Origin of the sequence: Salmonella enterica subsp. enterica serovar Typhimurium str. LT2, from assembly GCF_000006945.2 — a bacterium.
Taxonomy (GTDB): Bacteria; Pseudomonadota; Gammaproteobacteria; order Enterobacterales; family Enterobacteriaceae; genus Salmonella; species Salmonella enterica.
Map to the genome: position 1 here is coordinate 4,843,652 of NC_003197.2, position 13,799 is coordinate 4,857,450.

Genomic DNA, 13,799 nt, shown 5'->3' on the forward strand with positions numbered 1-13,799 from the left:
AATGCTTTTTTTAGGCAACGTGACAGGTAATTATTCTAATCCTGTGATCTATAACCATTTTATTTTAGAATGTCTAATAATTACGCAACGTAACTTTTATGAATGGTAACAATATGAAATACAAGAGCTTAGTACTTTTCTCAATTTTGTTGCTGCTGGGGCAGAGCGCCCGCGCGGAACAAATTGGTTCAGTCGATACGGTATTTAAAATGTTCGGTCCTGACCATAAAATCGTGGTGGAAGCTTTTGACGATCCTGATGTCAAAAACGTGACGTGCTATGTTAGCCGGGCGAAAACGGGCGGCATAAAAGGCGGATTGGGGCTGGCGGAAGATACGTCTGACGCCGCTATCTCTTGCCAGCAGGTCGGGCCTATTGAACTGAGCGACAAAATTAAGAACGGCAAGGCGCAGGGAGAGGTGGTGTTCAAAAAACGCACCTCATTGATATTTAAGTCATTGCAGGTCGTGCGTTTCTATGATGAGAAACGCAACACGCTGGCGTATCTGGCCTACTCCGACAAAGTAGTCGACGGGTCGCCGAAGAACGCCATCAGCGCGGTGCCGGTCATGCCGTGGCGACAATAACAGGGAAAGAGTATGCAGCAACCGCAGGTCTGGTTAGTCGAGGATGAACAGGGAATCGCCGATACGCTCATCTACACCCTGCAACTGGAAGGGTTTACCGTTGAGCTATTCGCTCGCGGGCTGCCCGCGCTGGAAAAAGCGCGTCAGCAACGGCCGGATGCGGTGATTCTCGATGTGGGACTACCGGATATCAGCGGCTTTGAGCTGTGTCGGCAGTTGCTGGAACGCCATCCTGCGCTGCCGATTCTTTTCCTGACTGCCCGTAGCGATGAAGTGGATCGATTGCTTGGTCTGGAGATTGGCGCAGATGATTATGTCGCCAAGCCGTTCTCGCCGCGCGAAGTGAGCGCCCGCGTGCGCACGCTGCTGCGCCGGGTGAAAAAGTTTGCTGCGCCGTCGCCGGTGGTGCGTACCGGACATTTTGAACTCAATGAACCGGCGGCGCAGATCGCCTGGTTTGGTACGCCGCTCTCGCTGACGCGTTATGAGTTTCTGCTCCTTAAAACCCTGCTGCTGTCGCCGGAGCGCGTGTACTCGCGCCAGCAATTGATGGATATTGTCTGGTCTGATGCCCAGGAGACCTTCGATCGGACGGTCGATACACACATCAAAACCCTGCGCGCTAAACTACGCGCGATCAATCCGGAGCTCTCGCCAATTAACACGCATCGTGGAATGGGATACAGCCTGAGGAGCGTCTGATGCGCATCGGAATGCGTTTGCTGCTGGGCTACTTTCTTATTGTCGCCGTCGCCGCCGTGTTTGTGCTGTCTATCTTCGTTCAGGAGATAAAGCCGGGCGTCCGCCGCGCGACGGAAGGGACGCTGATTGACACCGCAACGCTGCTGGCGGCGCTGGCCCGCGACGATCTCCTTTCCGGCAACCCGACTGACGGCCAGTTGGCGAAGGCATTCGCCCAACTGCAACATCGCCCGTTTCGCGCCAATATCAGCGGGATCGTCAAAGTGCGCAATGAATACCATATCTACATGACGGATGCGCAGGGGAAGGTGTTGTTTGATTCGGAAAACAAAGCGGTGGGGCAGGATTATTCTCGCTGGAATGACGTCTGGCTTACGCTGCGCGGACAGTATGGCGCCCGCAGCACGGCAAAAGATGCTGCCGATCCCAATAGCACCGTGATGTACGTAGCCGCGCCGATAATCAGCGATGGACGGATTATCGGCGTCCTGACTGTCGGCAAACCGAATGCGGCAATGGCGCCGGTGATTAAGCGCAGCGAACGGCGCATTCTGTGGGCCAGCGCCGTTTTACTGGGAATTGCGCTGGCGATTGGCGCGGGGATGGTCTGGTGGATTAACCGCTCCATCGCCCGGTTGACGCGCTATGCGGATTCCGTCACCGAAAACCGCCCGCTTGCGTTACCTGCATTAGGCAGCAGCGAGCTGCGTAAACTGGCGCAGGCGCTGGAGAGTATGCGCATTAAGCTGGAAGGCAAGAATGAGATTGAGCAGTATGTGTATGCGTTGACTCATGAGCTGAAAAGTCCGCTGGCGGCGATACGCGGCGCGGCGGAGATTCTGCGTGAAGGACCGCCCGCGGATGTGGTTACCCGCTTTACAGAGAATATACTGGCGCAAAATACGCGAATGCAGGCGCTGGTAGAAACCCTGCTGCGCCAGGCGCGGCTGGAAAACCGACAGGATATCCCTCTCGCGCCGGTTGCTGTTGATGAGCTATTTACGCAGCTTAGCGAGGCGCGCAGTATTCAGTTGGCGGCAAAAAAGATCACGCTTACTCTACGGCCTTCCTCGCTGGTTGTCGTCGCCGACGCGGAGCTTCTGGCGCAGGCGTTGGGCAATGTGTTGGACAATGCCATCGACTTTACGCCTGAAAATGGCGTTATCACATTAAGCGCTCAGCCGATGGGGGAGAAAGCGATCCTGCAGGTGACGGATTCCGGCTGTGGTATTCCTGATTTTGCGCTGCCGCGCATTTTCGACCGATTCTATTCGTTGCCCCGTGAAAACGGGCGTAAAAGCAGCGGGCTTGGGCTGGCGTTTGTCAGCGAGGCGGCGCGGCTCCTCAACGGTGAGGTGACGTTGTGCAATCGTCCCGAAGGCGGCGTGCTGGCCTCGTTGACACTTCACCGTCACTTCACATAACTTCAAATTCTCCCCACATCGCGTTCTTACACTGCTGGCATTGCAAAGGAGAACGCTATGTTGAAATCCCCCCTGTTGTGGAAAATGATTACGTTAGGCGGCGCCATGATCCTGCTGTTAATTCCCCTGATGATGGTACGGCACACCATCGTGGAGCGTGCTGATTATCGAAGCCATGTAGAAGCCGCTATTCGTCAGAGTACCAGCGGCCCACAAAAGGTTGTCGGCCCGCTGGTGGCGATTCCGGTGACAGAGCTCTATACCGTGCTGGAAGAGGAGAAAGAGGTCCAGTATAAGCGCAGCTATCTCTATTTTTGGCTGCCGGAGTCGCTATTGGTTGAAGGCAATCAAAACGTTGAAGCGCGAAAAATAGGTATTTATCAGGGGCAGGTGTGGCATACCGATATGGCGATAAAGGCGGAGTTTGATGTGGCCCGTCTGCATGAGCTGAACAGACCGAACATTACCCTTGGAAAGCCCTTTATCGTCGTGGGCGTCGGCGATGCGCGCGGTATCAGCGCAGTAAAAGCGCCGCAGGTGAATGGTGAAACGCTCACTGTAGAGCCGGGGACCGGCTTACCGGAAAGTAGAGAGGGCATTCATATCCCGCTGCCGGACAGTCAGTGGGCGACGCGCAACCTGACGTTGGATATGTCGCTAAATTTAAGCGGAACCGGCAGCTTTTCACTGGTTCCCGTCGGGCGTAGCAGTGAAATGACCCTGGCCAGTAACTGGCCGCACCCAAATTTTGTGGGGGATTTTCTTCCCGGTAAACGCGAAATCAGCGGTTCAGGATTTCAGGCCCAGTGGCAAACCAGCCGGTTTGCCACGAATCTCGGCGAACAGTTTGCTGATGCGCAAAAGGTGGATTGGGACAACTTACCGGCGTTTAGCGTCGCTGTATCGACGCCAGCCGATCAGTATCAACTGACGGACAGAGCGACGAAATATGCCATTTTGTTGATTACGCTAACGTTTATGGCGTTCTTTGTCTTCGAAACCCTGACGGGGCAGCGGTTACACCCGATGCAGTATCTGCTGGTGGGGTTATCGCTGGTGATGTTCTACCTGCTGTTGCTGGCACTGTCGGAACATATCGGTTTCACGCCAGCCTGGATCGCCGCAAGCCTGGTGGGCGCGTTGATGAATAGCGTTTATTTGCAGGCGGTGCTGAAAGGATGGCGCAATAGCGTGCTGTTTACGTTAGCGTTATTGGCGCTGGATGGCGTGATGTGGGGATTGCTGCGTTCGGAAGATAGCTCGTTGCTTCTGGGTACCGGCGTTCTGCTACTGGCGCTTGGCGGCGTGATGTTCCTGACGCGCCATCTGGACTGGTATTCGCTCTCTTGTCAGCAACGTAAGTCATTACCGCCAGTAAAAGATGACGAATTACGTTTGTGGAAATAAATCTAACGGGCGCGCGCGTTAACGTTTTCCCGCGCAGCGCCAGAAACTGTGATGCCGTTAGTTATAGGTCAGGTTTAATGTTGCCGTGGCATTCGCTTGCCCGGCCGTTACCGTGGCGGCGGTTTTATAGTAGCGCGCGCTAATTTTCAGGGTGGTCGACATATTCATGGTTCCGCCGTTAACCGTCTGGCTGCCATCGGCATTGGTGGTAATCGTGTGAGTAAAGAGATCAATTTTTTGATTGATTGGCAAACTGCCGGTAAAGAAACCGGCGTCCGGCGCCTGAATACCCAACTGTACGCCAACGCCGGTTGCGCTGGTTGGCGCGCTCGCATTGCTCAACTGGATGACTGAATTATCAGGGTTATTTCCGCTGGCCGGTTGGGCGCTTAACGATGCGGAAATAGCGGTGCCTTGTTCGCAGGTCAATAGGATATCCTGCTCGCCTGTGCCCGCGGTTTGACTGTTAGCGAAACTGCCTAAATTGACGCTGCCTAAATCCACGGTGATGGCAGGTGTTTCTACCCGACATCCCATCGCTTTCATAATCAATTGCGTATTCCCCAAATACAGATGGGTCAGGATATCGCCGCCGGAGTCTTCCGTTGCGCTATCGCGAAAAGATACGCGCGCCAGTGGGCTTTGGAATGTCGCGGTACCGGAGGTGATCGGACCGCCTAAGGCGACCAGTTCAACATTGTAGGCGGGAGCCATCGCATGGTGTGTTTTATTGCCATCGCCATTATGGTAGGTATTATCGATTGGCATGACATTATCGTAAGGGCCAGCATTCGTTTGGGTTTTAATCGCAACGCCCACGCCGGAAATCCCGGTGCTAAATACCGGCGTGTTGTTCCCGTCATTCGCATTGATTGTCGCTGATGTATTTGACTGCGCGCTACCGGGTTCATATAAAAAACCGACCTTATAATCGCGACTACAGCCATCCATTGTGACTTCGGAGGTGGAAACCCAGCCCGATTGCCACAACACCTCGCCTGCGGTATAGGCGTGGCTATCCACCACAAGCTGCGACGGCGGGGTGATAGTGATCGCGCCTTCATTACCGGAACGTTTACAGGAGGCGTAACTATGACCGGAATACGCGAACAGCAGAATAAGCGCCAGATATAACCTTCTCATGAAAAATTCCTGCTTTTATACCAGGTGAAATAGAAAGATGTTATTGCCATGCAATAGTGATCGTCACAACGGACGTGAAATCCCCTGCCGTGACTTTTCCGTGCGGGGTATACATCCTTGCGGCGACAGGCAAATTGGCTTCATGGGTATTACTGTTGATATCCACCGTGTAAGTGACGTTGTTGGCCAGATTGACCAGACTTTTACCGTCCAGGTTAAAAAGCTGTAATCCTAAATCCTGCGCCGGATTGGCCGCGCTGTTTGCATAAATCGCAGAAGCATAATTTGGATCGGGATAAGGTACGCCGTTAAATGAAATCGCGGCTTTTGTGGTCGTTGCCGGGCAATTCGTCATTTTTATGGTGAAAGGAATGGTGGCGGTATTGCCACCGGCCACGGCGATATCCGCCCGGGCATATTGTCCAAGAGAGAGCGTGTCGGGGACCGTCACGGTACACGGATCGGCATAAATTAATCCCGTAACGTTAATGCCTACGGCATCTGCGGTATTGTATGCCGCGCTGATCGAGGGCGACCATAATGCCAGACCCGTGAACGTTAACAGGGCGGCTAATGCAGCAAATCTGTTCATATTCATCTTTTATCCCACCAGAATCACTGGCATTGCTCGTGTAAGATTTCTACGCCAGAAGCGGAGGGGGAGCTCGGTATACGATAAGAGACCTGACACTGGTCTGCTGCTGTTGGTCCCCACTTCACTAATAACCGCCCTTGTTTTTCCAGTCCGGTTAACCAGGCCTGCCCCGCATCACCAACAAAACTGCTGTGATTGTCTGGTTTTGTTAAAGACGAGACGGTCGCGCCAAAAGGAACAGGAAGATTGTTTATGCGGGTTAATACCATCAATGCCTTGTAACCAATATTGGTTTTATATTCAGCCCTGACCACCGCGCCACGGGTAGGCACCAGCGTTTTACTGGTATCAATGAGCTCAATATTTTTTCTAATGCCCGTCGTATCTAAAGAGACTTCATTACGATGGTAAGGCGAAGCATAAGGTACGACGGCATAACCCCGAAAATCGGTGTCCACGCCCGTTTCGTTATTCACGGGGACACCCGCTGCGCCAGGGGCTTTAACCAATATGATGGTGTCGTCCATTGGCTGGGATAGTGTCAGGCCATTTCGATGTAACAGTACGCCGACCTGAACGCCATAATTCAGGCGACGCATATGATTATCGTAGCTATATCCGCCGTTAATATCCGCATACGTCCCGTTATAGGTTGCGCTCACATTACCGCTGGTGGCTTTCTCTTGAGAGGAATAACCTTCCTGAACGCTCCATGAGAGATTTTTCTGTGCCAGCGCTGTTCCGTTTAAACCGACAGTATGCGTGGTATCGCCGTCTTTCGCGGAGTTCATATTGTAGGTGGCATACGTTGACGGCATAAAGGCATCTAACGGAATACTAATATTGATTGAAATTTGCTGGTCATTACTGTCTTCCGTATCGTCGTCTTCATCCTGAGAATTATCGGCGTTCAGCGTATAAGAATAGTTAATGCCATAGCTTACGTTATGCCATGTGTTGTTATAGCCAATACCTAATGATGTGGTATGAGTGTCATTCCAGTAATCTTCATTATATAAAGTGAGTGAAATGGAACCGTAGATAATGTCTTGCGATAACGACAGGTCGGTGCGATTGCGGACATGATCATAGTGACTATTATCGCTATAGGTATCCAGCACATCCTCAAGAGCGTAGTAATCTTTGGTCGAATAACGGTAGCCGGCGACAGTGAAATTGGTGCCTGTTGACTGAATATCTTTGCTGTAACGAATACGCCAGGATTGTCCGGTAAGCGTATCGCTAACCACATCGCCTGCTTTAATTTTTGACCATGAGTTGGTGACGTCTAAAGACAATGCGCCCAGATCGCCAAGGTTTAAGCCTGTCCCGATGAGCGCCGCATGATAAACATCATTGCTCAGCGTACTCTCTATTCCGCCATAGGCGGTTATGCCGCCTGCTAATCCGTATAAGGCCGTCAGTTCAGCGAAGTTCTGTTGCGCGGAATGCGTATCTGATGAACGCGTGCGGCCTACCGTCAGGTCGTATTTCAGGTGGCCTTCACGCTGTAATACCGGAACGCTGGCGTAGGGCACAATGAAATGCTGTTCAGAACCATCGGATTCTTTGATGGTGACGTACAGGTCGCCCGAACCGCCGGTTGGATAAAGATCGTTGATGGCGAATGGACCCGCCGGAACGTTAGTTTTGTAGATGGTATAACCGTTTTGTTCAACGGTTACCTGCGCGCTGCTTTTGGCCACCCCGCGAATGACCGGGGCGAACCCTTTCATACTGTCCGGCAACATATCGTCATCAGAAGAGATCTGTACGCCCTTAAATGAAATACTGTCAAAGACGTCCGCGGGCGTGTTATTTTCCCCGGCGATCAGCTGTCCTTTTAAAAATTCGATATCGCGAGAAACATAGGTGTAGGCAGAATCCCAGCTATTTTGCCCATCGCTATCATGATTCCAGGTTGAGTAGTTACGAAAACGCCATGCGCCAATGTTAATACCAGGGCGCAGGTTAGCGTATTCGCTATTTTCCGTCCGGTTTTCATCAATATCGTGATCCTGCGATCCGGTAAAACTGTAGTTCAGCAAAAAAGCATTAATGCCTTCATCCCATTCGCTGGTAGGGACGAATTCTCGCGGGTCGGCGATCAACGCGATTTGAGGGATCGCTAAATCCAGCCGGTTACCGATGACATTAAACTTTGCTACAGCGCCAGCCAGCAGACTAAGATCGGTACACCCGTTTGGGTCATTTTTAAGCTCGGGGAAGTTTTCTGTTTTTACGCCCCACTGCTTGAGTTGTTCAACGCTAAGACACGGCTGTAGGGAGAGCTTATTATCTGCTGATTTTTTATTTTTAAAGGCAATATTTTTTGTTTCAACACTGGTGTTATTAATATAAATATCAACATTATAGGTGCCTTCTGCCTGCCCCCCCTTTTCGAAAACCGATAGATCGACATTCTCCACGCCCGGTTCATCATTTTCCAACGATAATGGATTAAAATGATCATGCGCTAACGCTGGTTTTATGGAACAGCATATAAAGAGAAACGATAACGCTAATTGAGAACGGGGCTCTACTCTGGAGAATTGCACAGTAAAAGTCCTGAAAGGGTAAAAGTAAAATGAAGTCGTTAATGGCTAGAATGAACCGGAATGCGGCTCTAAACTCATCCCATAATCGCTGATTAATCGCCACGTTACCGTGCCATGAGGGGCGGCAGTAGAACCCAATTTAAATGACGCTGATGATTTTGGCGGAACGAAGGTCGCTGATTTCACTTCATGGCTGTTAAGCGTCACACTGGCAAAGTTCATATAATAGGGAGTGGGGTTATTTACGGTAATAACATCACCTGCCGTCTGCCATTTTAATTGTTGGCTCTGGCTATCAGGCGTTGATTTTGTTAATGCTGGCGGTCGATATATAAGCTTTATTTGGGTATTAATGGAGATTTCCACGCGGTTCGCGGAGGCATTATCATCAATAGAAGGAATACCCTTAATATTGAGCCAGTACATAGACTCCCGATCTGCAGGTAGGGGGGCGCCAGAGCGAATAACCCGAATACTGTTCTTTTGCCCGGCATCAAGGCGAAAAAGAGGCGGGGTGATAATAAACGCCTGCTTATTTGTGACCTGGGGATCGGCAACCGATAACCATGACTGAACAAGATTCGCTTTGCTGTCTTTATTCTCTACATTGATTGACGACTCATCATTATTGCCGTCGAAAACCAGTCGGGTTCCGCCAACAACAATGCTGGCATGGGCAACATGGCTTGTCAGTAATACGGCCAACACGGATTTCTTTATGTGTTTCATTTTTTACTCTGTAAAGATGTTTTACGCTATGGACTGGCATCCTGCCTGTCCACATCAGGATGAGAATGCCTTACTGATACGAAACGGTATACGTAACCTGAGTGCTAACATCTCCACCGGTTACGGTTGCGGAACCATCGTTTGCCATGGCGGCGTAATAGGTAAAGTCTGCTGTCGAGCCGTCGGTTGGCAGGTTTACTGCGGCATCATCCGTGTTATCTGTCACATCGCTATGTGAAGCGTTCTGAATAGAAATACCGACACCCGCGGCGCCCGTTTCCGATCCTTCGTCCGCGTTTTTGAAGTACGTTGGGTTAGAATCATCTGTTGCGCCGTGGAAGCGGAACATGGCTTGGGTTGGTACGCCAGTCCCTGCTTCCGGGCAGCTAACCAGGCTTACGGTAAACGGCACGTAATCGGTTGTGGCGCCTTTTTCCGCGATGCGTTCTTTGCTGTAATTACCCAAATCAATGGTGGTATCCGTGGAGCCATTCACCTGAACCGTACACGCCTGATCGTAAATTTTGCCATTGAACGTAATCGTGTTCTGGGCAAATACCGGTGTGGATGCTACGGCAGTTAACATTGCCAGGATGATTATTTTCTTATTAAACATATTAATTGTTGCCTGATTCTATTCGCTGAAAAATAAAGATAGCCATATAAAATAAAATATTATATTTTACTCTGTATGCGCTTCTTTCTGTTCTGTAGATAAGCAGGCGGCTATTCTACGTATATCAACTATGAACTCAATAAAAATTCTGATGCAATATTGAACGGCAGTCCAGTTTCGGACCCGGTAACAAAGTTTAATAAAATACCACTAAAGAAGTATGGTTGATGACTGGATTTATAGAGCAAGATCTCTTTTTTGATAATAGTTATTATTTCCTGGAGGATTTATTTAACTCTATATTGCTTTATTTTTAATAATATACGACGCTTGTCCGTTTAAAATGAAACCGGCAGGTTTCGAAGCTCTAACAGTCTTCCATGCAGTATTTTTATATAGTCCCCCGCTTTTAGTTCTGAAAGTACCTGCATGATACGGCTGCGTGAAAGCCCGGTTCTCTGCTGTATGAAGTTCTGTGCATTGATCTCAAATCGTGAGCTTTCAGGATACGACCACAGTTCAAGTAACAGCGCTTTTATCTGGCTATAGGCGTCCTGCCCGATAAGATTTCTGTCACGGTTAGTCATGAAAGCAATGCGGTACATCAGGATGTTCGAAATGTCACGCCAGAGATGCTTTTCATCAGCTATTTCCACAAAATCTTTTACTGGGACAGGATAATATTCACAGGTGGTTTCGGCGATAAAAAAGACGTCTGAATTCTCTTCTAACTGGTATAAGTCAGCATAGGCATCTACAAGGCCTAAAATCATTGGTGAGACACCGCAGCCCATTACAATGCTGTCGATACGCCGACATACTTTAATAGCGCCTTTAGTGATTAACAGGATGTGGGATTGATTATCAATCTTGATATCCAGTGTTTTACCGGCTGTAATAGTGACAGGGGAGATGTTTTGAATAACGTGCCGATGAATATTTAAAATGGCTTGCAGGTTTTTTTCTTTCCCTGTGGGACGATACACATTCCCGCCGTTTAACTGCTTCATATCTTCCCCATTATTATGGCTGATAAAGTGGTTGACTATTAAAAGGTAAACATAAATTTAATATTCACTTAAAATTATAATTAAGTAAATTAAAATAGCCAACAAGAATATTTAAGTCAATGTATTCACCTTATCAATGCATGAGCGACAACGCTGTTTGTAAGGTTAACCATAGTAAATGTGATGATTTTATTTGCAATCATTTTATGACAGCTATCATAGGTACCGTGCTTAACGAGCGCGTAGAGCGTACAGGATAGCGAAGCGATGAACATCGCTATTGGAGGATACGAATGAGAGAAAAGTACAAAATGCAGGCGGGCGGCGTTTTACTGAGCGAAATCGCCGCCTGCCGGAACTCCTCCCGGCGGGAGCCATAAGCGGTTAGCGGTACTGGACGATCAGGCTTTGAATCTCCGGATGATCTTTTAACGACACGTGCCGTACCGTGGCGATTCCATTCATCAACGAAATAGCGTTTCCAGACGGTGTGGCGACTGTCTGCAAATGGGGGATATTATTCCGCAAACATGATACCTCGATATTGCGATCGTGAGGCGCAAGATTACAACCATATTCGACAATCTGGCCTTTGAAATGAATAACGCCTGCGGAGACCGGCGCGGTAGCAGCCAGCGCGGCTGATGAAGCTGACATCGCTGCACAAAACAGGTAGCAGCATAATGGTGATTTTTTCATCCTTTGAAACCTCACGTCCTGTGAGCATCCCCTTATTTTTTGGGGACTAACAAATCCCGTGTATTACTCTTTAATGTAAATACACAAACTACCTTAACTTTCGCAAGCTGAGATAAACAGCGCTATACGACAATTTTTATGTAAAAGAGTACGTCATAACGGCAGGTCAGGAGGGAAAGCGAGGCCGCTTAGCGGAAGGGGGACATAAGAAACAGCCAGTAAGAATAACTTACCGGCTGTTTTTACAGTTTGGCGCCTGGGCCGAATTAATCCTGCAGGTCGCCGCAGAAGCGATAACCTTCGCCGTGAATGGTGGCGATGATTTCCGGCGTATCCGGCGTGGATTCGAAATGCTTACGAATACGACGAATGGTAACGTCAACAGTACGGTCATGCGGCTTCAGCTCGCGGCCGGTCATTTTCTTCAACAGCTCTGCGCGCGACTGAATTTTGCCAGGGTTTTCGCAGAAGTGCAGCATCGCGCGGAACTCGCTGCGCGGTAGTTTATACTGCTCGCCGTCCGGGCCGATCAGTGAACGACTGTTGATATCTAGTTCCCAACCGTTGAACTTGTAGCTTTCAACGCTACGACGCTCTTCGCTGACGGTACCCAGGTTCATGGTACGGGACAGCAGGTTGCGGGCACGGATGGTCAATTCGCGTGGGTTAAACGGTTTGGTGATGTAATCATCCGCGCCGATTTCGAGGCCGAGAATTTTGTCGACTTCGTTATCGCGGCCCGTCAGGAACATCAGCGCAACGTTAGCCTGTTCACGCAGTTCACGCGCTAACAGGAGACCGTTTTTCCCTGGCAGATTGATATCCATGATCACCAGGTTGATGTCATATTCAGAGAGGATCTGATGCATTTCCGCGCCATCTGTCGCTTCGAATACATCATAGCCTTCCGCTTCGAAAATACTTTTCAACGTGTTGCGTGTTACCAACTCGTCTTCAACGATAAGAATGTGCGGGGTCTGCATGTTTGCTACCTAAATTGCCAACTAAATCGAAACAGGAAGTACAAAAGTCCCTGACCTGCCTGATGCATGTCGCAAATTAACATGATCGGCGTAACATGACTAAAGTACGTAATTGCGTTCTTGATGCACTTTCCATCAACGTCAACAACATCATTAGCTTGGTCGTGGGTACTTTCCCTCTGGACCCGACAGTGTCAAAAACGGCTGTCATCCTAACCATTTTAACAGCAACATAACAGGCTAAGACGTACCGGACACCTAATAAAACTACGCTTCGTTGACATATATCAAGTTCAATTGTAGCACGTTAACAGTTTGATGAAATCATCGTAGCTAAATGCTAGCTTTCATCACAAATTTGCAATATTCCAACTAGTTACGTAAGCCAACTAATAAATGTGATGAATCCAAAGAACAGGATCTATTTTAAATTAAATTATCCTAAATAAACAGTAGGATAACGATGTTCTGTTAACATAAACAGCAATAGTACAGATACGCAATAGTGTAGCGTCTTTTACGAAATCAAAAATGCTTTTTCAGTGATATCAGTTAAAATTTTGTAAATTTGCGAAGCGTAATATGCTTACAAACGCCAGCTAATTTCCTGTAAATTAGTCAAAAAGAGTAATGAAATGCGTGTAACAATTGTTCTTGTCGCTCCCGCCAGAGCGGAAAATATTGGCGCAGCCGCCCGGGCTATGAAGACCATGGGATTTACTGACCTGCGTATTGTCGACAGCCAGGCGCACCTGGAGCCCGCCACCCGTTGGGTCGCACATGGATCTGGAGATATTATTGATAATATTGAGGTTTTCCACACCCTTGCCGACGCACTCCACGATGTGGATTTTACCGTAGCGACGACAGCCCGCAGCCGGGCAAAATTTCATTACTACGCTTCGCACGCTGAACTGGTTCCCTTATTACAGGAAAAATCACGCTGGATGCGTCATGCCGCGCTGGTTTTTGGCCGTGAGGATTCCGGTCTGACCAATGACGAGCTGGCGCTGGCGGATGTATTGACCGGCGTGCCGATGGCGGCGGATTACCCTTCGCTCAATCTGGGTCAGGCGGTCATGGTGTATTGCTATCAATTAGCAGGTTTAATGCAACAGACCACAGAATCCGTTGATATTGCTGATGAATCGCAGTTACAGGCGTTACGCGCGCGCCTTTTACGCCTGCTAACGACTCTGGAGGCGGCCGATGACCACAAATTAACCGACTGGCTACAACAGCGAATCGGCCTGCTGGGACAGCGAGATACGGTAATGTTGCACCGTTTGGTCCATGATATTGAAAAAAAACTAACAAAATAACGTGCTGTAATTTTTAAAATAATA

The 13,799-nt window shown here is 49.2% G+C and carries 14 protein-coding genes and 16 other annotated features; of the genes, 6 read left to right on the forward strand and 8 right to left on the reverse strand.

Annotation, left to right across the window (positions count from 1 at the left end; translation table 11 throughout):
* The first annotated feature begins 36 nt into the window (after positions 1–36).
* Positions 37–45: a -35 signal (putative -35_signal for creA; RegulonDB:STMLTH004682), on the forward strand.
* From creA to creD, 4 genes are all read left to right on the forward strand, one after another.
* Positions 37–587, forward strand: a protein-coding gene (creA, locus tag STM4587) for a putative periplasmic protein (RefSeq protein ID NP_463443.1). Within the gene, positions 114–587 belong to an annotated coding region; the region does not span the whole gene. (Overlaps the previous feature by 9 nt.)
* Positions 64–72, forward strand: a -10 signal (putative -10_signal for creA; RegulonDB:STMLTH004682). (Overlaps the previous gene by 9 nt.)
* Positions 103–108, forward strand: a ribosome-binding site (putative RBS for creA; RegulonDB:STMS1H004447).
* Positions 588–593, forward strand: a ribosome-binding site (putative RBS for creB; RegulonDB:STMS1H004448).
* Positions 588–1,289 (forward strand): response regulator in two-component regulatory system with CreC gene (gene creB / locus STM4588; protein ID NP_463444.1). Within the gene, positions 600–1,289 belong to an annotated coding region; the region does not span the whole gene. Its footprint overlaps the feature before it by 6 nt.
* Positions 1,277–1,282 (forward strand) — a ribosome-binding site (putative RBS for creC; RegulonDB:STMS1H004449). It overlaps the preceding gene by 6 nt.
* The gene (gene creC / locus STM4589; protein ID NP_463445.1) for a sensory kinase (alternative) in two-component regulatory system with CreB (or alternatively PhoB) occupies positions 1,277–2,713 on the forward strand. Within the gene, positions 1,289–2,713 belong to an annotated coding region; the region does not span the whole gene. Before creB ends, creC begins: the two co-directional genes overlap by 13 nt.
* Positions 2,714–2,758: 45 nt before the next feature.
* Positions 2,759–2,764: a ribosome-binding site (putative RBS for creD; RegulonDB:STMS1H004450), on the forward strand.
* The gene (gene creD, locus STM4590) for a tolerance to colicin E2 protein (RefSeq protein ID NP_463446.1) occupies positions 2,759–4,120 on the forward strand. Within the gene, positions 2,771–4,120 belong to an annotated coding region; the region does not span the whole gene. (Overlaps the previous feature by 6 nt.)
* 57 nt (positions 4,121–4,177) lie before the next feature.
* Here the strand turns inward: creD and sthE are convergent.
* From sthE to arcA, 8 genes are all read right to left on the reverse strand, one after another.
* Positions 4,178–5,271 (reverse strand): putative major fimbrial subunit gene (gene sthE, locus STM4591; RefSeq protein ID NP_463447.1). Within the gene, positions 4,178–5,263 belong to an annotated coding region; the region does not span the whole gene.
* Positions 5,266–5,271 (reverse strand) — a ribosome-binding site (putative RBS for sthE; RegulonDB:STMS1H004451). Its footprint overlaps the gene before it by 6 nt.
* 32 nt (positions 5,272–5,303) lie before the next feature.
* Positions 5,304–5,876, reverse strand: a protein-coding gene (gene sthD, locus STM4592; RefSeq protein NP_463448.1) for a putative fimbrial subunit. Within the gene, positions 5,304–5,861 belong to an annotated coding region; the region does not span the whole gene.
* Positions 5,871–5,876 (reverse strand) — a ribosome-binding site (putative RBS for sthD; RegulonDB:STMS1H004452). (Overlaps the previous gene by 6 nt.)
* A gap of 2 nt (positions 5,877–5,878) precedes the next feature.
* The gene (gene sthB / locus STM4593; protein ID NP_463449.1) for a putative fimbrial usher protein occupies positions 5,879–8,423 on the reverse strand. Within the gene, positions 5,879–8,416 belong to an annotated coding region; the region does not span the whole gene.
* Positions 8,418–8,423 (reverse strand) — a ribosome-binding site (putative RBS for sthB; RegulonDB:STMS1H004453). It overlaps the preceding gene by 6 nt.
* A 38-nt stretch (positions 8,424–8,461) precedes the next feature.
* Complete coding sequence (gene sthA, locus STM4594) at positions 8,462–9,145, reverse strand: putative fimbrial chaparone protein (RefSeq protein ID NP_463450.1); 684 nt, start codon at positions 9,143–9,145, stop codon at positions 8,462–8,464.
* A 70-nt stretch (positions 9,146–9,215) separates the two neighbouring features.
* The gene (locus tag STM4595) for a putative fimbrial chaparone protein (RefSeq protein NP_463451.1) occupies positions 9,216–9,767 on the reverse strand. Within the gene, positions 9,216–9,761 belong to an annotated coding region; the region does not span the whole gene.
* Positions 9,762–9,767 (reverse strand) — a ribosome-binding site (putative RBS for STM4595; RegulonDB:STMS1H004454). (Overlaps the previous gene by 6 nt.)
* A gap of 332 nt (positions 9,768–10,099) precedes the next feature.
* The gene (locus STM4596) for a putative inner membrane protein (RefSeq protein NP_463452.1) occupies positions 10,100–10,776 on the reverse strand. Within the gene, positions 10,100–10,771 belong to an annotated coding region; the region does not span the whole gene.
* Positions 10,771–10,776: a ribosome-binding site (putative RBS for STM4596; RegulonDB:STMS1H004455), on the reverse strand. (Overlaps the previous gene by 6 nt.)
* A 379-nt stretch (positions 10,777–11,155) precedes the next feature.
* Positions 11,156–11,476 (reverse strand): putative periplasmic protein gene (locus STM4597; RefSeq protein ID NP_463453.1). Within the gene, positions 11,156–11,470 belong to an annotated coding region; the region does not span the whole gene.
* Positions 11,471–11,476 (reverse strand) — a ribosome-binding site (putative RBS for STM4597; RegulonDB:STMS1H004456). (Overlaps the previous gene by 6 nt.)
* Before the next feature lie 260 nt (positions 11,477–11,736).
* Positions 11,737–12,560 (reverse strand): response regulator (OmpR family) in two-component regulatory system with ArcB (or CpxA) gene (gene arcA / locus STM4598; RefSeq protein ID NP_463454.1). Within the gene, positions 11,737–12,453 belong to an annotated coding region; the region does not span the whole gene.
* Positions 12,460–12,465: a ribosome-binding site (putative RBS for arcA; RegulonDB:STMS1H004457), on the reverse strand. It overlaps the preceding gene by 6 nt.
* Positions 12,534–12,542, reverse strand: a -10 signal (putative -10_signal for arcA; RegulonDB:STMLTH004683).
* Positions 12,539–12,544 (forward strand) — a ribosome-binding site (putative RBS for yjjY; RegulonDB:STMS1H004458). It overlaps the preceding feature by 4 nt.
* Here arcA and yjjY point away from each other — a divergent pair.
* The gene (gene yjjY / locus STM4599; protein NP_463455.1) for a putative inner membrane protein occupies positions 12,539–12,689 on the forward strand. Within the gene, positions 12,549–12,689 belong to an annotated coding region; the region does not span the whole gene. The genes arcA and yjjY overlap by 22 nt on opposite strands.
* Positions 12,552–12,560, reverse strand: a -35 signal (putative -35_signal for arcA; RegulonDB:STMLTH004683). It overlaps the preceding gene by 9 nt.
* A 399-nt stretch (positions 12,690–13,088) precedes the next feature.
* Positions 13,089–13,775, forward strand: a complete 687-nt coding sequence (lasT, locus tag STM4600) for a putative tRNA/tRNA methyltransferase (protein NP_463456.1) — start codon at positions 13,089–13,091, stop codon at positions 13,773–13,775.
* Positions 13,776–13,799 lie beyond the last annotated feature (24 nt).